The following is a 21,667-nucleotide window of genomic DNA, read 5'->3' on the forward strand; positions in this document are numbered from 1 at the left end:
ATCAGGTCTCGTGCCAAGCTGATCTCCATCGCAGATACCAGCTTGAATCACGATCAGCGTGCCCTGTGAATCCCTTTTGTCAACACAGCCTAGTGTGCTTGCCGTGGTCGCTGTAGATTTCCGAGTGGTTTACCCGGTCAACGTGCCAGCCCATGTGCAATTCGTCCCAATGGCTGGCTTCATCGGCTGACATGGTGGACAGGCGCGATACGTTCTCATTTGCCAGCGCAACACCCTCTGTCTCAGAATGGCCTACGAAAGGCAGGGTGCGCCCCTCACGCTCACGCATGGCGATTACAACGCGGCGCTTGCCTGTCTGGTGCTGCTTCAAGCGACGGTCCTTGCGGTCAGCCTTGGCATTCTCAGGGCGGATATGACCCCCAAAGAAGGCACCGTCGATTTCTACGTGGCCTTCCAGCACTTCGCCAGTGTGGACCTCCTGAGCCATCGCCTCGCGCAGTTTATGGGCCAGAACGAAAGCCGTCTTGTACTGGCAATCAAGGTCGCGGCTCAGTTGGACCATGCTCACGCCCTTTGATGCGTTCACAATGATGCAGATCGCGGCCAGCAGGTCCACAAAGTCCATTTTGCGGCTGGCGAAGATCGTGCCGCTGGTCACGCTGAACTGGTGGTGACACGCCTTGCACTTGAACTTGCGGCGCGTAGTGATCTTGTACACCTCATCAAAGCCGCAGCATGGGCATACGGCTTCACCGTCTGTCTCAGGCCAGCGCATCTGGCAGAACGTCTCATAGGCCGCATCTTCGCCAGCTTTGTAAATCGAACGCAGTGAGAGCGTCCGAGATGCTGCTGAAAGGAGGAAGTGCTGGGCCATTGTCATTACCTATGATGTCTATACCCTATAAATAGGGGTTACACATCATCATTACAAGGGCTATATCCCTATAAATAGGGTTTTATCCACTGAGGTAATGAAATGCCTAAGGTGCAGACGGACGCAGAATGGTCAGATCGAGCAAAGAACCTGCTACGTTCTGAACTAAAGAGAAAGGGTGTGACTTATGCCCAATTATCTGATTTACTTGAGAAAATCGGCGTTCAAGAGAACGAAAAGAACATTGCGAACAAGATTAGCCGTGGTGTGTTTACGATGGCTTTCTTCCTGCAATGTATGGCTGCAATAGAGGTCACAGAATTGAGGCTCTGAAATGGTTTCCTATGACGTGAAAGAGGAAGGCGACAGGCTGATTATCACGCTTGATCCCGGCCAGCCCGTTGAACTGACTGACTTGGCGGACAGCTTCGCGGCCCTTTCTCGCATCTATGAGCGCCACTATCGTAGCGGTTCGGATGATGCGCTCCGTCTCTTTGTGACCAAGCTCGAAACCGGGTCTGTCATAGCCGAGATCGCGCCTTACGGTATTATGATGGGCGGCATCGCCATGATGGATGGCGGTATGATCGTGACCGATTTTGCCAATCGCGTTTGGCGCGGTATTAGCTATTTCACTGGAGGGGGCAAGGACACAAAGCTGCTCGAAGCACCGTCCAAGGAAGACGCCGCCGACCTCAAAGAGTTCACACGTCCATTGGTCGGAAAGACGGGCGCTAGGCTCGGCATCAAGCAAGCTAGGTACGAAAAAACCGACGGCGAGAAGAAGACAGTTGTTGAGTACAAATTCGATGAAGCTGAACTGAACAAGGCGTCAGTCAACATAGACAAGGCGCTGGCCCTGCCTGCACCGAAAAAGCCCGAGGATGAGGATCAAGACGACAAGATACGCTCAGAGGTGATGCTATTTCTTGAGCAAGCCAATCGCGGTCCCGGCAAGGAAAAAGGGCGCACTGGCGACAGAGGGCGCGTGCCTGACATTTCGGACAAGGTGCTGCCTGTCTACTTTAGGCAAAGCATCCAAGGGCTGAAGGAGAGGATGTTACAGGGCAAGGACAACCCATTCGCAATGGTCTTTGTGGTGGATATCTACGCAACTCGCATGGACGGTGAGATCAAGGGCTACACAGTCACTGAAATTCACGACAGCTTTGAACGCGACGACGAATAGCTTGGTGCGTTTGATACATAAGGCCGTTTATTTCAGTGATTGCGCGTATTCCTCAAGCTGTGTAGCGACCGTGCCCCACCCATTGTAGAACCCCATCTCTTCATGGCTTTGACGAGCTTCGGGCGAACGATGTCTGGCAGTCGCGGTGTACGTCGTGCCACCGTTTCCATCATCGGCAAACTCGATGATCGCCGTCATGAAGGGATCAGCGGCAGGCTTCCATCCTTCGCTGTAAGTGTCGGTGAACACCAATCTTTTGCCATCGACGACTTCGAGGTACACACCTTCGTTCTTCATGAGGTTGCCTTCAACGTTCATCACTGTGTTGAACTTGCCGCCGACCCGAAGATCGATTTCGCAGGCGTCGATGCCATGGGGTTTGGGCACAAAGAAATGTTTTATGTGTTCCGGCGTGGTCCAACATTCCCAGAGCAGGGCGCGCGGAGCATTGATCGTGCGGGTGAAAGTCATGTCGGTTTCGGGGTCGAGGTTCATTTGCCACGCTCCTGCACGAGGTTCTTGATGTAGTCGTCAAAGCGGTCGAGCCGTCCTTCCCAGATCGTGCTCTGCTCGTTCAACCAGTCTTTTGCGGGCGTGAAGGCATCCGGAGCCAACTTGCATATCCGCGTCCGCCCTTCCTTCTTGGATGTGACGAGGTTCGCTGCCTCTAGCTTCTTAAGGTGCTCCATGAACGACGGCAGCGCCATGTCATGGTGCTCGGCCAATTCGCTCACGGTCGCCTCGCCACGAGCAAGACGTTGAAGGATTCTACGGCGTGTCGGATCACCAAGGGCTGAAAAGCAGAGATCGAGGTTCAGATCATACTTAGACATATTCCTAAGTAACAGACGTGGCAGCTCCGATCAAGACACTAAGGGAAACCCCTAAGTTACTGGTAAGCAGCTGCACGCTGACCAATGCAAGTTGGGCTTACTACGGGGTTGCAGCGGTGCAGCTAGTCCAAGACAGGCTTGGATGCCCGCTGTGCAGGACGCTGCTGCCGTTCGCTGCATCTCAACGAATGACTGCTTTCGAAGCTACCATCAAAAAACAAGCATTACTCCGCCACGACTGCAAAGGATGGTCGCCCGTCGATTTCAACCTCGTTGAACACAAACTCTCGGAAAGCCGTAATCAACGGTTCCGATGCCCGACTTCGTTGGCAGACGAACGAGTAAATGACGAAGGGCAAGGTGACTGCCTCGAACAGGCGAATAAGGCGACCAGACTTGACCGTTTCGCGAACCATGATGTCGTATGCAAGCGATACTCCAAGACCCTGCTCGACGCCCGATGTTGCAAGCTCGCAATTGGGAAACTCGGGTCCTCTCCGAAAGTTCGGTGGCTCAACACCAGCTATAGCAAACCATTCCGCCCACTGATCCATGGTTTCATCGTGCACCAGCGTGACGCCACACAAGTCTTCTGGTGTCTCGATGCAGTGCTCCTGAATGTATCGAGGGGATGCGACCGGATACCTGCCAGACTGCATCAAGGGCACGACCTCAGCGCCCGGAACGGGATGATCGGCCCAACCGATCACCACGTCGGCGTCGTTCGATTGAAAATCTGTGGACGGCGCACCAACGGAAACCCGAAGTCTGACAGCCGACGGTTCGACGAACCGGTCGAGTCTCGGCACAAGCCACCGCGCTGCAAAGCCTGGCGTACATAGAACACGCAATGATTCACTTGTCGTTCCGGCGGCGTCCAGTGTGCTGGTCTCAAATACATCCAGAAGCGATGTCATTTTCCCCGCGTAAGCATCCCCCGTCAGGGTTAGCTGCAACCTGTTAGAGCGGCGTTCGAAAAGCTTTGTGTCTAGATACTCCTCCAAAGCGCGGACCTGATGGCTGATCGCTGATGGCGACAGGCAAAGCTCGTCAGCGGCTTTCACGAACGATAGATGCCGGGCTGCTGCTTCAAAAGCGCGTACTGCGGCGAACGGCGGAAGTTTGCGTCCCATGCGTCGTGAATTCCTTTCACGCCCCGGTGAAAAATGGTCTTTTGTGCGATCTGCGAGTCGCAGCTTAGCATTCTTTCCAGGATTTCAAAAAATGACGATGGAGAGCGAGATGCTTGGCCCTCTTCCCGCCGCGCTTTACCTGGTGGTAGCGATAATGTCTGCCGGTTCCGCTTTGGCCGAAGCGACCATTCGGCTCGATCTGGAACCGGAATGGCGCAACACGGAAAGCATACCGGCACTGGCAACGGTGTTCGACAACTGGCTCGATCAAAACACGGACCTTCCACGCCCGGAGACAAGCCCGGAGATAAGGCTCGTCACGCCATCTGTCGCGGCGACGCTTCAAGGCTCGTCGGCATCGAGTTTCGGGCGAACACGCGGCCTTTTTGACCCAGACTTGTTTACCATCTACTTGATCCTTCCTTGGGACCGGAAGGATCCACACGATGCCAGCGTTCTCCTGCACGAGCTTGTACATGCCCGACAAGTGGGACGACATTACGTGTGTCCCGGTGCTCAGGAGGAAGCGGCCTACCGCCTACAGGATGACTGGCTCCGGGAACGTGGCTTTCAGGCGAAAGTCAACTGGATCGCGGTCATTTTGGAATCTGGGTGCAATCGCCGCGATTTTCATCCAGACTAAAAAAGCGCGGCTTCAATAAACGATGGAAAAGCGGACGTAGGTGCAAAGTGCAGCATCGGTCACTCTGAGCTCACAACGGAGTTGCGGCGGTGCAGCTAGTCCAAGACAGGCATGGATGCCGGCTGCGCGGGACGCTGCTTCCATTTGGCTCCGTCAAATAGAGGTCCGCTTTCTTGTCTCAGTGCTCGCGCTCGCAAAGGCGGTGGTCGGCCAGAGACGCGAGAACATAGCAGTCTTCGGTCATACCATTGCCATCACAACCCTTGGAAATTCGCACCAGCTCTTTCTCAAGTGCACGGAGGCGTTTGATTTTCGCTCGGACATCTGAAAGCTGGGCAGAGGCGATATCGGTGGCCTCTGCACATGACCGATCCGGGTGTCCCTGTAATTCGATCAGTGCAGCAATCGCCTCAATCGAGAATCCGAGGTCACGGGCGTGCTTGATGAAGCTCAGGCGTTCCAGCCCTGCCGCATCATACCGGCGCTGATTGCCTTCCGTCCGTTCTGGGGCGTCCAGAAGCCCAGACTCTTCATAGTAGCGGATCGTTGGAATTTTGACGTTCGTGCGCCGTGATAGCTCACCGATGGAAAACATAAAATTAGCTCTTGAACCTCTAGTCACTGGAGATCGTATATGAATTGGGACGCAGAAGCTAGAGAACACCATGTCCCAGAAATACCTCGCCGAAACCGCCATACTCGATTTTCGATCCGATGCGATCCAGGCGTTGATCGCCGAGCGCGGATGGTCTTCTCTTGACCCCGCCGCGCGCGTTGGCGCGGCCTATGAATTCGTCCGGAACGATATCCTGTTCGGATACAACAGTAACGATGCGCTGCCTGCCTCCCGGGTTCTGGCGGACGGATATGGGCAGTGCAACACCAAGGGCACGCTTCTGATGGCGCTGCTCAGGGCGTTGGACATCTCATGCCGGTTTCACGGCTTCACCATCGACAAAGGCTTGCAGCGTGGCGTTGTGCCAGAGCTGGTCTTCCCGCTGGCCCCCCGAAACATCATCCATTCCTGGGTGGAAGTTCTGATCGACGGCAAGTGGATCAATCTCGAAGGCTTCATTCTCGATCAAGGCGTTCTGGGAGCGCTTCAGGAGACCTTCCCGTATCGCACGTCGCTCTGTGCCTATGGCGCGGGGACAGATTGTCTCCACGCCCCGCCCGTCGAGTGGTCTGGTCAAAGCACCTACATCCAGAAGACCGGGATCAACCACGACTTCGGTGTCTTCGACAACCCGGACGATTTCTACAGGGACCACCGCCAGCTTTCGGGTTTGCGCGGGCTGCTCTATCGACTCGTCATACGGCACTGGATGAACCGGCGCGTGGTGCGGATTAGGCAAGGCCATGTGCCAACCATCCCCGGCGGCGAAGATAGTCTTCTTCCGGCACACGCACCGATCACAATGAAGGAGGCCATGTAGTGTCGGGATGTTGCGGACATAACGCCAAGTTCGACGGCGTATCGGACGACTACAAGCGACGGCTCTGGATCGTCATCGCGCTGAACGCCACGATGTTTGCCGTCGAGATGACGGCGGGCCAGGTCGCACAATCGCAAGCCCTGAAAGCCGACGCTCTCGACTTTCTGGGTGATGCTCTGACCTATGGTATCTCGCTTGCCGTCATCGGCGCTTCGATCCGTGCGCGGACGAACGCAGCTCTCGCCAAAGGCATCAGCCTTCTTCTGATGGGCCTGTGGGTCTTCGGTTCGACAGTCTACCGGGTTTTCTATGTCGGCGTGCCGGAAGCCGAAATCATGGGCGTTGTAGGCGCACTGGCACTGGCGACGAACCTTGCGAGCGTCCTGCTGCTGGTCAGCTACAAGGACGGGGATGCCAATGTGCGCTCTGTCTGGCTCTGCTCGCGAAACGACGCCATCGGCAACGTCGCAGTGATGTTCGCAGCTTTGGGCGTATGGGGTACGGCCACCGGCTGGCCCGATTTGATCGTCGCAGCGATCATGGCGAGCCTGTTTCTATCCTCCGCATTCCAGATTGTGCGCCAAGCATTGGCCGAACGCAGGTCGGAACACACGCATGAATATAGCGCTTCGCGACAAAGCTGACATTCGAGCACCGCTCAGCATTTCGTAGGTTTGGGCTCACAACGGACTTGCGGCGGTGCAGCTAGTCCAAGACAGGCGTGGATGCCGGCTGCGCGGGACGATGCGGACAAATGCCGGGTTTGTCGCTATGGCCGCTTTGACCTACGATAGAGGGTGAACCTTGTGGGATAGCCTGTCATGACGATGCCAACGTTGAAGCGGATCAAAGTAGCGACCGAGCAGGAATTGAGACATGCCCTCGCGAAGGAGTTCGGATCTGACCGGGAGGTGATGATCGTCACCAGCAATGCGAAGTCTCGAGACAAGCACATCAGCAGCGAACTGGTGCGGGAGGCCGCCCGAGAAAACGGCTGGCAACCTGGGCGGAGTTATACTCTCTCAGGCAACCTCCTCGGACATGTCGTCAGCCGTAGTTGATGCCATCGGGCGCATCTGACGAAGCAAAGTCAGGACAAATTGCGGACATCGGTCACAGCCTCAGCACCAGTGAGTTTGGGTTCGAATCTGCCGTTCGCCGCGCAGAGCCTCAATGTCTTGTGAGAGCCATCTTGTCCGGGTCTCTGTGACGTCATGGATCCGCTGCGTTGGTTGATCCGGTGTCGGCGTTGCGCCCCGAAAAGCGTCGTCCGCTGCGTTGGGTGTGAATGTCTGCAAGCCGGTGTCGATGCGTCCGGACTGGGTAGGCAACTTTCGGATTTCCAGTGAACGCTCTGAGCGTTAGTGTCTTGCAATGATCCGCAGCCTGCTTCCACTGACCGCCCTTTTGATGGGCTCTGCCTTTCTCGTGTTTGCAGGCGGGGTCAATAGCCTCATCCTGCCAATCCGGGGCGAGGCGGAGGGGTTCTCCGCCGCGTCGTTGGGCTTGCTGGGCACCGGGTGGGCGTTTGGCTACGTGGCAGGGTGCATGCGGATGCCGGGGCTTGTTGCTCGCGTGGGCCACATCCGGGCGTTCGGAGCGATGTGCGCGATTGCGGCGATTGCCGTGTTACTGTCGTTGGTCATGATGACCCCTTGGGTCTGGATCCCGGTCAGGGCGCTGTCAGGCTTCTGTTTTGCCGGCGCGGCCATGATTGTGGAAAGCTGGTTGAACGAGAGGGCCGATGCCAAGTCGCGCGGTCGCATCTTCGGCATATATACGATGGTCAATCTTGCGGCGACAACTGCCGGGCAGATGGTCCTGACCCTTGGCGAAGCCACGGGTTTTTTCTTCTTTGTTCTGGCGGCAATGGTCTACTGCCTCGCTCTTCTGCCGACCGCAATCAGCGCGACAACCACGCCGCGTCCGCTGACTCGGGTCTCGCTGGATCTGCGCAAACTATGGAAGAACTCCCCGATTGCGGTTTTTGCAGTCCTGATGGTTGGGGTATCCAACGCCTCCTTCGGCACGTTGGCGGCGGTATATGGGGCCCGGATCGGGCTGACGCAGGGCGATATCGCGCTGTTTGCCAGTATCCCCATCCTCGCCGGCGCGGCGTCTCAAATTCCGGTCGGGATCGCATCCGACCGATACGACCGCCGAAAGGTCCTTATTGCGGTCACTGTGTTTGCCGTGCTCGCGGACGGGGCGTTTCTCTTTTCGGGCATGACACAGCAGGCTGTTGTGTTTGCCTTGTCTGCGCTTTTCGGAGCAACGGTCTACGCAATGTATCCGGTCATTGTGGCGCACGCCAACGACCATGCGGAACCGGGGAGTTTCATTCAGGTCAGCGGGGGGTTGCTGCTTGTTTTCGGGATCGGCTCGATCATTGGACCAACCGCCGCCGGTTTCGCCATGACCTCTTTTGGTGCGCCCAGCCTTTTTGCCGTGACGGGGCTGGCGCATGTTTTCTTGATCCTGTTTGCGCTCTTGCGGCTCTGGATTGCACCGGCAGTCGCGACAGAAGACAAGATCGCATTTCAGGCAAAACCGCTCGCGCGCGGTTCGACCCCCGAAACCGCGGCTTTGGCGGCCGACCAGGGCGAACTTGATGCCGACCAGCCACAATCGCCGTCGGGCTCTGCGGAAGCGTCGCGGTTTGAACAGCGATGAGCGCGTCGATCCTTGTTGTGGTGGGTTTGGTTGGTCTGATTGTCGGGGGCGAGCTGCTGGTCCGCGGCGCCGTTTCGGCGGCGAAGACATTTGGCATTTCGCCCATGGTCATCGGATTGACGCTGGTTGGATTTGGGACGTCGACACCTGAACTCGTGACCAGCCTCCAGGCGGCAATGTCGGGATCCGCCGGCATCGCAATGGGCAATGTGATCGGGAGCAATATTGGCAATATTCTCCTCGTTCTCGGGCTTGCGGCCGTGATTGCCCCAGTCGCCGTTGATCCGACCGCGTTCCGGCGGGACGGTGTCGTGTTGGCGGTGGCGACCCTTCTTTGCCTGAGTGTCGTTTTGACGGGCGAGGCCGGACGCATGATCGGCGCCGGATTCATCTTGGCGCTGGCGATGTATCTTGCTTTCACGCTCCGGGTTGAAAGGAGAGAGGGGGCTTCGCCTTCAGCCGCGCTCTATGAAGCGGAGGCGGACGCGGTGCCCGGATCGGATCACGCGCTTGGTGTTTCGATTGCCATGGCGCTCTCCGGATTGGCCATCACGATCTTTGGAGCCCGTTTCCTCGTGACCGGAGCGGTATCGCTCGCACAGGCAGCCGGGATTTCCGAGACGGTGATCGGGCTGACAATCGTGGCTGTTGGCACGTCGATGCCTGAACTCGTCACATCGATCATCGCGGTGCGCAAGGGACAGGGCGATGTTGCCCTTGGGAACGTGATCGGCAGCAACATCTTCAACGTTCTCGGAATCCTCGGCCTCACCGCATTGGTTCAGCCAATGGCGGTGCCGGATGAAATCGCGGATTTCGATATCTGGGTCCTGGTTGCTGTGACATGCGTCCTGCTGGTGTTTGCGCGCACGCGTTGGACTGTCAGCAGGCGAGAAGGGGTCGCCTTCTTGCTCGCATATGCGGCGTATCTTGGTGTTTTGCTTTTCCTTTGAGTGACGACGACGAAAGCAAACAAGCTGCAGCAAAAGCAGACTGGTTTTTTGTGCTGTAACCGGAAGCTTAGGACTGCAGGCCCCGAAGAGCATCGGAATTTTGCAGGCGTCGCGAAGAGTGGTATTGCAGGGGGGCAGTCCAGCATCTCGAAGGCTCATCGAAAGCCCCGAACGGGTCGCTGTCCTTCGCAGATGACAAGCTCGCAAACAGTCCCTTGGCTGCACCCGATACCGGGCATGAGCCAGCGGCCTCCGGTGGCGTTTCACCCAAAACAGATCACTCAATCAGCCATCCCGGAACAGCCTCCTGATGACATCTCCACCGAGCCCATGGAACGAATCATCAATATGGTGCACTCTTTACGCCATAGGGGGACATGCGCATGAACAAGGTTCTTTGGGCGAGCCTCGCTCTGATCGCGGGCACCGGCGCACTGGCCGAACCCACGCTGGAGAGAGGCGAATACCTCGTCGAGGGTCCTGCTGGATGCGGCAATTGCCATACGCCAATCGGACCAGACGGCCCGGTCCTGAGTATGAACCAAGCGGGTCGTCTGGTTGAACAGACGCCGGGGTTCACGGCCATAGCACCCAATATCACGCCGGGTGGCCGGGTCTCTGACTGGACGGACGAAGAATTCGTCCGCGCTATTCGGGAAGGCCTGACGCCGGGTGGTTCGAGGGTCATCGGTCCGCCCATGCCGGTCGCGCTCTATAGCCGATTGTCGGATGACGACGTTATGTCGATCGTCCTGTATCTGCGGAGTTTGCCCGCGGTCGATAACGATCCGGGCGAAAGCGTCTACAACATCCCGTTGCCACCTGCTTACGGGCCGCCCGTCGGAACCGTTGCGCACCCGGAAGAGGGCGTGACGGTCGCGTATGGTGAATACTTGGCGGGGCCGGTCGCTCATTGCATCGAGTGCCATAGCCCGATGGGGCCGAATGGTCCGGACTGGGTCAACCAGCTCGGGGCTGGCGGTTTCGAGTTCCATGGCCCTTGGGGAACCTCCGTCTCGTCCAACTTGACCCCACATCCAGACGACGGGATCGCTGCATGGACAGACGATGAACTAAAAGCAATGATCGTCAAAGGGGTAAGACCGGACGGGTCCCCGATGCTTCCCCCGATGGGATATGCTTATTACAGTCGGATGACCGAGGCCGACCTCGATGCAATCATTCTGTATTTGCGCCAATTACCAGAGCAGCCAAGCCCATCGTGATCCTGGCAGCCGTAGGTGCAAACGCATTTTGACCATTGATCCGTTTGCGCCTGCACCGGGCATTGCAGATTTCTGACCAATGGCTCCCCCAGAGTTGGCTTTTGCAGTCTGTTTGTTGCTCATCGGGCCTGTCCGGCATCGGCATTTCCAATAAGCGAGCTGCGCCCAACCGCCTGTTTCGGGGCAGGTGCTTTAGGCTTTCTTCGATGGATCAGTGCTGCTTCCCTAGCGGACTTCTCCCGGACAGTGATGTCACCAGCCACGAGATCTGTCGCGCGCGGCGAATGGCAGAAAGGCGGGTGGCCTGTGCCCCATAGAGATCGTGGTTTGGATTTCGGCTCCGGACCGATCTCCTACGCAGATGAAAAGCCCCCGAACGGAGCCTGCGACTTCTCCGGGTCCGGGCATGAGCCCGAGCATTGGCTGTTCAGGCGTGTCCAACTTCGGATCGCGCCGGTCAGGGGGACGACTTGGCGTCAAGACATGATTTGACAGCCTGCAAGAGTTCGGATTTCGGAACCGGCTTCATCAATCTCACATCGCTTGGTTTGAGGCCATTGCCGTGAACGGCCGCCTCGCTGGCATAGCCTGACATGAAGATCACCGGCAAATTCTCTTGAATATCCCGGCAGGCCTTGGCCAAAGCAGGTCCATTCAGTTTTCCCGGCATCACGATATCGGTGATGAGCAAGTCGTAATGACCTTTGGAGAATTGCGTCAACGCATCATCACCGCTGGATACGGCATCGACGGTGTATCCTGCGCTTTCAAGCGCGCGCACGACCAGGGCGAGAACCTCAATCTGATCTTCGGCGACCAGTATTTGCGAAGAATTCTGTTCACTGTGCTCGCTTTGTGTTTCAGGAGGGCGCTCGGGCGGGCGCTCACTGTCTGTAGCCGGGAAGAATATCTTGACCGATGTCCCGACACCAACCTCCGAGTAAATCTTGACGAAGCCTCCGCTTTGGCGGGCAAAACCCTCGACCATGGACAAGCCCAACCCACTTCCCACGGACATGTCCTTGCTCGAAACGAATGGGTCCATGACATTCGGAAGCAGATCGGGCGCAATTCCGGTGCCGGTATCGCTGATGGCAACGAGCACGTAGCGACCCGGTGCCACGCTCTCTTCCAGTTCCCGCGCATAGGCGGCATCGATGCGCACGTTCGAGGTTTCGATCGTGAGTTTTCCACCCCTCGGCATCGCGTCGCGGGCATTGACGATGACGTTCACGAGCGCGCTCTGCAGGCTCGCCACATCCAAGCTGAGACACCACAGGCGATGCTGCAGGCTCACTTCGATTTCAATGGAGGCGGGGAGGGTGCGGCTGATCCATTTTTCGGTCTCGCGCACGATAGCATTCAGATCGGTCGGGCGTGGTTCAAGAGGCGATTTGCGCGCGAATGCCAACATGCTTCTGGTAAGTTCCGCGCCGCGTCTGGTTGCGGCAATCGCTGATGTCAGGATATCCAAACGCTCGATTTTCTCGAACTGGCGGCTTTCTTCATCTTCGAGGAGGAGTTCGAGATTGCCCTGTATGATCGCGAGCAGGTTGTTGAAATCATGCGCGACCCCGCCCGTGAGTTTACCGACCACGTCGAGTTTTTGTGCCTGTGTCGCGATTGACCGGGTTTTGGTCAATTCCGCCTCTTTCTCCATCAAGGGGGTCAGATCGAAATTCGTCCCGACAACCCGACGCACGTCTCCGCCGGGCGTTCTTTCTATGAGCGCGTTCGCCTTTAAGGAAAGCGTCTTTCCATCCGGGTGAACAACCCTGTATTCGGTGTCAAACGGTTTGCGACCATTCAGAGCATCATCGAACTCGGATTTCGTGCGTTCAAGATCATCGGGATGAACGGAACGCTCCCAGTCCTGAAAGCTCCCTCGATTGCCGTCAATTTCAAGTCCGTGCAGGGTCTTGTTGGTGTTATCCCATACGGCCTCGCCACTCATGGGGTCAAAGGTCCATATGCCAATACCACCGGCTTGTTTGGCAAGATCAATGGTCGCGAATGCCTGCTGCAATTCTCTGCTTTGCGCAGTGTAGTCGAGACCGACCCGAGCCAAACCAGCCGTCAGAAACACCGAGACCACATTGGCCAGCGCAATCCAGGGATAGTCTTCAGCAAGCCATGTTTGCGCCAGTGCCTCGGGTTGGATCAAGAAAAACATGAGCGCGGCAGCACCGAGGCTCAACGCTGCACCGATTGTCGTGCGCACCCAGCCAAGGTGTGGTCCAAACAGGTCGACAAACCAGCGCAGCCATAAAACCGAGCCCGCAAGAGCGTACAGAAAATAGACGACGACACCGGAGAAAGCGAAGTTGCCACCGACCACGTAACGTGCCGTTGCGCCTCCAATGGCGGCTAGAATGCCGGAAACAGGCCCGCCGAGTATACCAGCGATGAGAACCGGGCCCGCCCGCGCATCGACGGTCGCTCCGTCGTCCAGATGAATGGGTGTTGCGCTGACAAGGAAAGCCACGACGGCGCAAATCAGCCCGATCTTGACGGACGCCTCCAGTCCGTACTCGTTATTGCGACTTCGAAAAACCCAAACCAGACAAGGCAGCGTGATGCTGAGCAAAGCCGCGTTTTGCAGTAGTTCGATTTGCATGCAGGCTCCGAGAGACTCACTCTGTCACTCTTCCTAACACGCTTTGCCTACGCGCCTGACAACAAATGGTTTCGGCCATCGCAAAACCGGCTTTTCAGGATTTGTTCGGTTGGCGGAATGTGCGTCATTTGGCTCACAGATCATGCAACTGGAGGCAAAGGTCGTTCCGGCGAAACCGCGCCGCAGCACCTGACTATGCCTGCGATGGCAGGGTCGGACCCGCAAGTGGCGCGAGGTGTGTGGCGCGATGAAGTGACCAACACTCATAGGCCGCCGCTCACGCCAACACGTCGCGCCACGAATGCTTTGGCTGAAACCCAACCATCCTCCGTGCTTTCTTGTTGGAAAAGAACGTCTCGTTCGGACCTATCGGGCTGCGAACCTCAACACCTTGATAGAATTGTTCGATCACCTCATCCGACGTGATCCCGACCGACAAGTCGTCGTTCGAGACGTTGAATACCTCGTAGCCAAGGCCATCGGTTTTGAGACAACAATCCACCATATGCCCCAAATCGCGGGCATCGATATAGGCAAAGATATTGCGACGCCGCAGCGCCGGGTTTTCCATGAACGCCGGAAACATCTCGGCATATTCATGCGGTTCTATCACGTTGTTGATCCGCAAACCGTAGAAGTCCTTGCCGGTCCGCGCCTGAAAGGACCGGGCGGTTGCCTCGTTGCACACCTTTGACATGGCGTAGCTGTCGTGGGGCACGGTCGGATGGGTTTCATCAATCGGCACAAATTCCGGTTTTATCTCACCATCTGCAAAGCAAATCGCATAGGTCGTCTCGGAGCTTGCGAATATGACCTTGGGCACACCAAGCTTCACCGCGGCCTCGAGCACGTTATACGTGGTCAAGGTGTTCTGACGAAAGCACTCGCCGTCAGTGCCGATCATGACGCGGGGGATCGCGGCAAAATGCACAACCGCATCATAGGTCGGAACGCCGGTGCCCGCGTCCAACTCCGCGCCTTCGACGAACTGGGACATCGCGCCAAAGACCTGGCCCGCGTCGCAGAGGTCGACCAACAATTCCGGACAGTCAAGCCCAGAGGGCGCTTGATCCACGTTCACAACGTGGTGGCCTTGCTCCTGCAAATGCCGGATGGCCCACTTGCCGGCCTTGCCGCTACCGCCCGTAAAGAAAATCCGCATCACATTCTCCAATGTTCAGCACCTGTGTGCCACGTCAATTGCGCCCCAATGATCAATCTCCAATGGTATGGAGGACAGAGATCTGTTCCCGGGTCAATTGTGTGTCTCAAGGTGGGTGGGCGCGGTCACTGCCCGCGCTTGCAGGATCATTGATAGAAAATTTGGTCGGTGTCGTCATGTGTTGCATCTCGTGTGCGCCCATCGGGGGGCCTTTCGTTCAGCGGTCAATGCCGGTCGAGACGGGGGCGCGGCACGGCTTCTGGAGGCGGTGAATTCCTCCACGGTCATTGAGACCAGCCAGAGGCTTGATCCTCGTACGAGCGGCGAGCACTGCGCCGCGGCGCGGCAGCCCGTTCCAGACGCGTATCCTTGCGAGATCACGAATCTCGGCGCTCTCGCTGCGTCGTAAGGTGCCGGAGCGTGCCGCGATGCGCCGCCGGGTCGAGACTGCGCTGCTCGATCGCGCGACCCGCAACAACACCCGTATCACCGCGACACCGCAGGTTCTGGCGCGGCATAGCACGGCGACGGTCGCCAGCATCGTGATCGGGTTCTGGGATGAGGAGGAAGACCAAGCCGCGACCGGCAAGGCATTCGAGCGACTCAAACCGTTCGGGGGGGGGGGCAACGGTCAGAGGGGCAGGGCCGGGGTGCCGCCCGCGGATTTCGGTTGGGGCGCACCGCATCGGGCTGCAAGACGCTCACAGGATGAGCGTGCCGCGGTCGATCAGGTAAGGCAGGCGTGCCTGCGCCGCGCGCACCCGCGCCGGTTCGATCTCTGCCACAAGGAAGCAGGCATCGCGTCCGGCGCGTGCCAACTCGACACCGTCGGGCGCGGCGATCACGCTTTCGCCCAGCATCTCGAGACCATGATCCTCTCCGGCGCTGTTTGCATAAGCAAGAAATACCCCGTTCTCATAGGCACGGGTCGGGATCATCTGCCGCGCGACCCAAGGCCATTGCGCCCCGAGCGCCGTCGGAACAAGCACAAGCTCCGCGCCTTGCGCGGCCACGTGGCGCACCGCTTCGGGGAATTCCGCGTCGTAACAGATCAGCGTGGCGATCCGCATGCCGCGATAGACGAAGGTCTCGCAGCCAGACCCGGGTTTGAAAAACTGCCGTTCGAACCCCGGTGGAATGGCCAGCTTGCGTTGGTGCGTAAGGCGCGTGCCCTCTGCGGACACGCATTGCACGGCGTTGTAGAGCGCGTTTTCGTCCCGTTCCGCAAAGCCGTAGTGTAGCGCGACGCCGAATTTGCGCCCGAGCCGCGCCATGGCCTCGAAGCCGGGCCCGTCCACGGGCTCAGCGCGGTCGGTGACATCTGCGCCGATGTTGTATCCGCAGGCAAAAAGCTCCGGCAGGACCACCAGGTCCACGCCCTGCGCTGCGACGGTTGCCAGCTCTGTCTCCAGCCAGGCCAGACGGTCCAGTGGCGTGTCTAGATTGGCAGGGGCCTGCGCCACGCAAAGACGAAACATGTCGGCATCCTCAATGCTCGGTGACAAGCAAGTGCCGCGGGTATTCCGTGAGATACGCGCAGCCGGTTTCGGTCACCACGATGCTGTCCCCAATCCGCCCCGCGGTCTGGCCATCGATCGAAATACCGCCATCGACGGCAAAGGTCATGCCGGGTTGCAGGACCGTGCGGTCCCCGGCCTTGAGTTCGGGCGCTTCAAGGTAGGAGACCCCGATGGAACGGCCCGTGCGATAGCCCGTCTCGTATCCGCGCTCGGCATAAACTGCGTTTGCCGCCGCGGCGACCTCTTCGGCCCTGATTCCCGGCCGGATCTCAGCAATGGCGGCCTGCTGGGCGGCGATTGCTGCTTCCTGAACCCGGGCAGCCTCATCGGTGACATTGCCGATATGGAACATGCGGTCGAAACCGAGCTTGTATTGTTGAAACTGCGCCATGTTGCAAAAGCAGAAATAGACCGGATCGAAGCGGGCATATGCCTTGACCGACGCGCGGCGATGCACCATCGAGGCATCGCGCCCGCTCTGCAGGATCTGCAGGTTGTGGATCATCGGCGAGACGAACCGCTCCCAGCCCTTGTCGGTCAGAAACCCGGCCGCGGCGCGCGTGCCGGCGTCGATGACAGCAAGGGCGCTTTCGTATTCGTATGCCCCTTCTTTCAGCGAATGATGCGCGGCGTGCATCATGGCGCCCGCGATCTTGCCTGCCTGTCGCATCACATCGATCTCAAGGTCGGATTTGATCATCCGCATTGCGCCGAGGACCCGGCCGATGTCGTTCTGCACAATGCCCGGATACTCTGCGTCCAGCGCGTTGCGCACGATTGCGGGTATCTCGTTCCGTTCGACCCAGAGGGCCTCTGTGCGCTGCGGTGGGAGCAGGTCGAGCAAGGCGCGCACCCAGCTGCGTTCGCCGGAGTCTTCCCATGTGCGAATGTCCTCGACCCACGTCATTTCCGCCACCATTTCGCTTTCCATCAGCGGCGTGATCACGCAAGGCGGCGCATCCGCGGGAACCAAAAGCATGGTCGGGCGGCCGAATTCGATCCCGAGATAGCCCCAAAAACCGGCCAGATAGGCAATCGCGCTTTCGGACGTGAAGAGCGCGTGACGGATCCCTCTGTCCGACATTTCGGCCTGAAGGGTTTCGGTGCGGGATCTGGCCTCTGCGAGCATCGTCATGCGTTTTCCTTTTGGCACTGGGGCGCACGTCGGCACAGGCTACGGCAACAACAGGCGCGGCGATGGCGGGTTTCCGACCATAAAGGCACGATGCCGACCGGTTTGGCGCGGCCGGAGCGGATTTCTGTCCGGGCGCGTGCGGTCGTCGCGGGTTTGCTTCGGGACTGTTGGCAAGCCGCGTCATGGCCTTTCTGCCATGCGTCGATGACGTAACGGAAGACATCCGGAGTGTCCGAAAACATATTCCGTTTGATTTATGTCAACATCCGAAATGCTGATTTGCGGGATAATCTTTAGAGGTCGAAGCAGCCACAAGAGTTGATATCGACCGCCCTTTCCAATGAGGAGGAGATCAGCCATGACCTATCAGCTTTACCCGGCAGGCGCCCCGACTGACGCATATGACGACAGCACAGGGGAGCAATATCGCTCCTCAATCTCCCCTCTTGCCGACGGCGGCGCGGTGCTTGTGTTCGAAACACATATCCAGAACGCATGGACAGATCGCGACATCGGAGTGGTGGCACAGCGCTATGATGCAAATGGCGCGCCTGTGGGGGCCGCTATTGAGGTGGTCCAGCATGATGGCGTGGAGCGCGGCAATCTTCATCCCAAAGTTGCGGGTCTCGAAGGCGGCGGTTTTGCGGTTGCTTGGAACGATATCGTCACGTCGGACGTGCGGGTGCAGGTCTATGATGCGGCTGGCGCTTTGTTGAGAGCCGATGTGATCGACATTCCGGACCGCTACCTTGAGGGGCGCGACCAGCACGTAGAAGTCAACGGAGCCGCAGGGAGTGTTGCAATTGCGGCGCTGAACGGCGGTGGTTTTGCGGTGTCGTTCGACGGGGACTACGCCGGTATCCTTGCGCAATACGCAGGCGCCAGAGCCAGCTTTGCCCAGGCTTTTGACGCGTCCGGGGCAAAGTCAGGCGCCATCGCGCAGATCACCCCGTATGTCGCAAGCGTTTCTTACGGTTGGGATCTCGTCAATTACAACTCCGACATCATCGGAACGGACGATGGTGGATTTCTCGTTTTGCTTCGCGGCGGCGAAGGTCTGCCTGGCAACGAAAGCGATCATCCTGCGGTCGTGGGCCGGCTCCTGAATGCGTCCGGAGTGCCGCAGAGCGAGATATTCATGGTCAGCGATCCAAACCTCGATTCTGCGGCCGATGCAGCTTCGGTTGCGAAGCTCGAAAACGGCGATTTCATCGTGGCGTATCGCGGCGAGTCCGTCGGGAAATGGCGACGGTTCGACAGCGATATGAACCCGGTGACCGAGGAAATGGATCTGGATCGCCACTACGTTGCGCTGGAAGCCACGGCCATGTCCGATGGCGGCTTCCTGATCACCGACATGTATTCCGGCTACAATCCGGCCTACACGACCTTTGGGCACCGCTTCGACAGCAACAACGAGCAGGTCGATGAGCGGTTTGTCATCACCGAGCGCCACGTACCCGCGGATGAAACCAACTACTACGGCAAGCCGCTGCATCTGGTGGCGCTTGGAAACGGTCAACTTCTGGGACTCATCGAAGGCCATGCCAGCTGGAACGGTGACAATTGGGAAGTCATGACCTGGCTGCAGCAGGCCGAGACTCTGGGAACGCCGGATCATGACACCCTTGAGGCTGTGAGCGACGCCGGCACGGCGATGTTCGGACGAGCCGGCGATGACATGCTGCAAGGCGGTGCAGGGCCGGACAATCTCGATGGCGGTCAGGGCGACGACACGCTTGCGGGCGGCGCGGGGAATGACACGATCCGCGTGGCGCAGGGCGATGACGTCGTCATGGGCGGTGCAGGCAGCGATTTGCTGTTTTTCGAAGGGGTGCGCGCTGACGGCATCACCGTGCGTGGACCGGCAGACGCGCTCAGCATCAGCTATCTCGAAAACTCTGTCGTCGCGCAAGGCGTCGAGACCTACGAGTTTTCCGGTGGGTATTATTCGGACGTGCTGACCCATGCAGAGCTTCTCGAGCGGCGCGACATGACGGTGTCCGGGTCATCGGAACCCGACAGTATCACCGGGGATTACGGCAACGATCTGTTGCGCGGATATGACGGCAATGACGAGATTGACGGCGGCGCGGGGCGTGACACGATCGATGGCGGCCATGGCGCTGACACTTTGTATGGTCGGGGCGGCGATGACAGCATCGTGGGCGGTCCGGGATCCGGCGATCTTGGCGACAGCGTGATGGCTGGCGACGGCAATGACACGGTCCATGGCGGCGGTGGCGATGACACCGTCAACGGCGGTTTCGGATTCGACAGCGTTCATGGCGGCGATGGCGATGACAGCCTCATCGGGCTGAACGGGTTCGACACGCTTTATGGCGAGGAAGGCGCTGACTCCCTGATCGGCAATTTCGGCAATGACATGCTTGATGGCGGTGCCGGGAACGACACGCTGGAGGGCGGGCTCGGCTTTGACGTGATGCTTGGCGGGGCAGGGGATGACAGCCTTCAGGCCCGCGATGGCTATGACACGCTGGAAGGTGCGGAGGGCAATGACACGCTGCAAGGCAACAATGGCAATGACAGCCTGTCAGGCGGCGCGGATGACGACCTTGTTCAGGGCGGATTGGGGGCGGACATCCTGATGGGCGATGCCGGCAATGATCAGCTTGAGGGCGCCAACGGCTTCGACCAGCTTGACGGGGGCGAGGGCGAGGACGTCATCATCGGCGGTGCCGGTAACGACACGATCACCGGCGGTGCCGGGGATGATACGCTGCGCGGCGGAATTGGCGCCGATACATTTGTCTTCAACCAGGGCGAGGGGTCCGATCTGATCACGGACTTCCAGAACAACATCGACGAGATCCAGATCGACGCGGCGTTGATGAGCCAGACCGATCCCGTCGCCGAAGACCTTCGGGCGCTGGCCTCCTTCGAAGACGGCGCGCTGGTGCTCACATTCGAGAATGGACAGATCCTGACCCTTACGGGGGTCGGCACGGTTGCTGCATTGCTCGACGACGTGGTTTTTGTCTGACAAAACGCGCCTTGCTCGGCACAAGACCGCCGCCGGTACTCCGGCGGCGGTTTCCTTTTGGGGGTTGTGGGGTTTGCATGGTTGAGAGGCCAACAAACAGACCGCCGCGCGCGCTTAGCCCTGCATATCGGTGATGACGGCGGTGCCGGGCGGGGTTGGCCCCTTCATCGCACGCAGTTCCGCGCTGGCGCCCGACAGAGGGATCTCGCGCGCCACCATCGGCGAGAGATCCACCGCGCCGCGCTGGATCATTTCGAGCAGCGAGGGATATTTCCAGCTCGGCATGCCGCGCGTCCCGAAGAACGACAGCTGCTTGGCATAGATCGCGCGCATGTTCACCTCCATCCGCCCGTCACCGGCTGGCATGCCCACATGTACGTGGCGCCCGAGCGTTGCGAGGCACTCGACCGAGGCGTTTGTTGTCTGCGCCACGCCCAAGGCTTCAATGGATACCTGAGCGCCACCCCCGGTGATCTCCCGGATTGCCGCGGCCGCATCGGTTTCGGCGGCATTCACCACGGCTTCGGCACCAAGCGAGGTTGCATGGTCGAGCTTCTCGGTGACAACGTCGACCGCGATCACCCGCGCGCCAAGAGACCGGGCCAGCAACAGCGAAGCGAGGCCAATCCCACCCGTGCCGTGGATCGCGACCCATTCACCGGCGCGCAGATTGGCGCGGTCGGTCAGTGCGTGCCAGGCCGTTGTGACCCGGCAGCCCAGCCCCGCGGCCAGCGCCGGGGTCATCGTCTCAGGCAGATGCACCAGATTGTGGTCATGCGGCACGGCCACGTATTCCGCATAGGCGCCGGGGGTGCCAAAGCCGGGCACCACGGCGCGTTCGCAGGCGTTCGAAACGCCGCTTTGACAGTGGATGCAATGCCCGCACCCGAGAATGAACGGCGCGATCAGCCTGTCACCGGTCTTGTATTGTGCTTGAGGCCCTGCTTCGACCACCGTGCCGCAATATTCATGTCCGAGGATATCGCCGGGTGCGACCTTGGGGTGCTCTCCGACCCAACCATGGAAATCCGAGCGGCAGACGCCACAGGCCGCCACTCCGAGCACAACCCCGTCCGCAGGGCAAACCGGGTCCGGGACCGTTTCGATCGACAGGTCGGCGTGAAAGTCCTTGATGAGTGCAGCGCGCATCCGGGGGCCTCTCTCCCGGATCACCGGGTCATGACAACAGCCCGGCCACCGTCCTGAGCGACCGGGTTCTCAGATCGGATACCGCGCAACCGATCTTTGCAACGGTAAAAATTTCAATGGAGGAGAGTGTGAGCGTTGGTCGCACCTGTCTGGGATACG

Annotated in this window: 19 protein-coding genes and 1 pseudogene; 10 read left to right on the forward strand and 10 right to left on the reverse strand. The window is 58.9% G+C overall.

Features of this window, described 5'->3' with window-relative positions; genetic code table 11:
• Window positions 1-85: 85 nt before the first annotated feature.
• A pseudogene (locus J1C49_RS15450) lies at window positions 86-835 on the reverse strand (IS1595 family transposase); the annotation flags it as partial.
• A 102-nt stretch (window positions 836-937) separates the two neighbouring features.
• Between J1C49_RS15450 and J1C49_RS15455 the strand changes: the two are divergent.
• Both J1C49_RS15455 and J1C49_RS15460 read left to right on the forward strand, forming a co-directional pair.
• Entirely contained in the window at window positions 938-1,168 is a 231-nt protein-coding gene (locus J1C49_RS15455) for a DUF6471 domain-containing protein (protein WP_227446739.1), read from the forward strand.
• Window position 1,169: 1 nt separating this feature from the next.
• A complete protein-coding gene (locus J1C49_RS15460; protein WP_227446740.1) occupies window positions 1,170-2,024 on the forward strand; it encodes a hypothetical protein in 855 nt (284 codons plus the stop codon).
• 27 nt (window positions 2,025-2,051) lie between these two features.
• Here the strand turns inward: J1C49_RS15460 and J1C49_RS15465 are convergent, their stop codons facing one another.
• The 3 genes from J1C49_RS15465 to J1C49_RS15475 form a co-directional block, all read right to left on the reverse strand.
• On the reverse strand, window positions 2,052-2,519 hold the full coding sequence (locus J1C49_RS15465) for an SRPBCC family protein (RefSeq protein ID WP_227446741.1): 468 nt from the start codon (window positions 2,517-2,519) through the stop codon (window positions 2,052-2,054).
• Complete coding sequence (locus J1C49_RS15470; protein ID WP_227446742.1) at window positions 2,516-2,857, reverse strand: helix-turn-helix transcriptional regulator; 342 nt, start codon at window positions 2,855-2,857, stop codon at window positions 2,516-2,518. Before J1C49_RS15470 ends, J1C49_RS15465 begins: the two co-directional genes overlap by 4 nt.
• A 224-nt stretch (window positions 2,858-3,081) precedes the next feature.
• Window positions 3,082-3,990: a LysR substrate-binding domain-containing protein gene (locus J1C49_RS15475; RefSeq protein ID WP_227446743.1), complete on the reverse strand. Its 909-nt coding sequence runs from the start codon at window positions 3,988-3,990 to the stop codon at window positions 3,082-3,084.
• A 91-nt stretch (window positions 3,991-4,081) separates the two neighbouring features.
• Here J1C49_RS15475 and J1C49_RS15480 point away from each other — a divergent pair, with 91 nt between their 5' ends.
• Window positions 4,082-4,633, forward strand: a complete 552-nt coding sequence (locus J1C49_RS15480; RefSeq protein WP_227446744.1) for a DUF6647 family protein — start codon at window positions 4,082-4,084, stop codon at window positions 4,631-4,633.
• A 178-nt stretch (window positions 4,634-4,811) separates the two neighbouring features.
• Here the strand turns inward: J1C49_RS15480 and J1C49_RS15485 are convergent, their stop codons facing one another.
• Window positions 4,812-5,228, reverse strand: a complete 417-nt coding sequence (locus tag J1C49_RS15485) for a helix-turn-helix domain-containing protein (protein ID WP_227446745.1) — start codon at window positions 5,226-5,228, stop codon at window positions 4,812-4,814.
• Between the two features lie 70 nt (window positions 5,229-5,298).
• Between J1C49_RS15485 and J1C49_RS15490 the strand changes: the two genes are divergently transcribed.
• From J1C49_RS15490 to J1C49_RS15515, 6 genes are all read left to right on the forward strand, one after another.
• The gene (locus tag J1C49_RS15490) at window positions 5,299-6,069 is read left to right on the forward strand and encodes a transglutaminase family protein (protein WP_227446746.1); all 771 of its coding nucleotides are present in this window, start codon (window positions 5,299-5,301) and stop codon (window positions 6,067-6,069) included.
• Window positions 6,069-6,713 carry a cation diffusion facilitator family transporter gene (locus J1C49_RS15495; protein WP_227446747.1) on the forward strand — a complete coding sequence of 215 codons (645 nt, stop codon included), beginning with the start codon at window positions 6,069-6,071 and terminating at the stop codon, window positions 6,711-6,713. Before J1C49_RS15490 ends, J1C49_RS15495 begins: the two co-directional genes overlap by 1 nt.
• Window positions 6,714-6,890: 177 nt before the next feature.
• Complete coding sequence (locus tag J1C49_RS15500) at window positions 6,891-7,130, forward strand: hypothetical protein (protein WP_227446748.1); 240 nt, start codon at window positions 6,891-6,893, stop codon at window positions 7,128-7,130.
• A 313-nt stretch (window positions 7,131-7,443) separates the two neighbouring features.
• On the forward strand, window positions 7,444-8,742 hold the full coding sequence (locus tag J1C49_RS15505; protein ID WP_227446749.1) for an MFS transporter: 1,299 nt from the start codon (window positions 7,444-7,446) through the stop codon (window positions 8,740-8,742).
• Window positions 8,739-9,695, forward strand: coding sequence for a calcium/sodium antiporter (locus tag J1C49_RS15510; protein ID WP_227446750.1), 957 nt, complete (start codon window positions 8,739-8,741; stop codon window positions 9,693-9,695). The genes J1C49_RS15505 and J1C49_RS15510 overlap by 4 nt, the downstream gene beginning before the upstream one ends.
• A gap of 383 nt (window positions 9,696-10,078) precedes the next feature.
• A complete protein-coding gene (locus J1C49_RS15515; RefSeq protein WP_227446751.1) occupies window positions 10,079-10,921 on the forward strand; it encodes a cytochrome c in 843 nt (280 codons plus the stop codon).
• Window positions 10,922-11,378: 457 nt separating this feature from the next.
• Here the strand turns inward: J1C49_RS15515 and J1C49_RS15520 are convergent, their stop codons facing one another.
• From J1C49_RS15520 to J1C49_RS15535, 4 genes are all read right to left on the reverse strand, one after another.
• A complete protein-coding gene (locus J1C49_RS15520; protein ID WP_227446752.1) occupies window positions 11,379-13,538 on the reverse strand; it encodes a response regulator in 2,160 nt (719 codons plus the stop codon).
• 277 nt (window positions 13,539-13,815) lie between these two features.
• A complete protein-coding gene (locus J1C49_RS15525) occupies window positions 13,816-14,700 on the reverse strand; it encodes an NAD(P)-dependent oxidoreductase (protein WP_227446753.1) in 885 nt (294 codons plus the stop codon).
• Window positions 14,701-15,401: 701 nt separating this feature from the next.
• Entirely contained in the window at window positions 15,402-16,178 is a 777-nt protein-coding gene (locus J1C49_RS15530; RefSeq protein WP_227446754.1) for a carbon-nitrogen hydrolase family protein, read from the reverse strand.
• Window positions 16,179-16,188: 10 nt separating this feature from the next.
• Entirely contained in the window at window positions 16,189-17,355 is a 1,167-nt protein-coding gene (locus tag J1C49_RS15535; RefSeq protein WP_227446755.1) for a Xaa-Pro peptidase family protein, read from the reverse strand.
• A 358-nt stretch (window positions 17,356-17,713) separates the two neighbouring features.
• Between J1C49_RS15535 and J1C49_RS15540 the strand changes: the two genes are divergently transcribed.
• The gene (locus J1C49_RS15540) at window positions 17,714-20,359 is read left to right on the forward strand and encodes a calcium-binding protein (RefSeq protein ID WP_227446756.1); all 2,646 of its coding nucleotides are present in this window, start codon (window positions 17,714-17,716) and stop codon (window positions 20,357-20,359) included.
• A 114-nt stretch (window positions 20,360-20,473) separates the two neighbouring features.
• Here the strand turns inward: J1C49_RS15540 and J1C49_RS15545 are convergent, their stop codons facing one another.
• The gene (locus tag J1C49_RS15545; protein WP_227446757.1) at window positions 20,474-21,508 is read right to left on the reverse strand and encodes a zinc-binding dehydrogenase; all 1,035 of its coding nucleotides are present in this window, start codon (window positions 21,506-21,508) and stop codon (window positions 20,474-20,476) included.
• Window positions 21,509-21,667: the final 159 nt, after the last annotated feature.

This window comes from Cognatishimia sp. F0-27 (assembly GCF_020667845.1).
GTDB lineage: Bacteria > Pseudomonadota > Alphaproteobacteria > Rhodobacterales > Rhodobacteraceae > JAFMPQ01.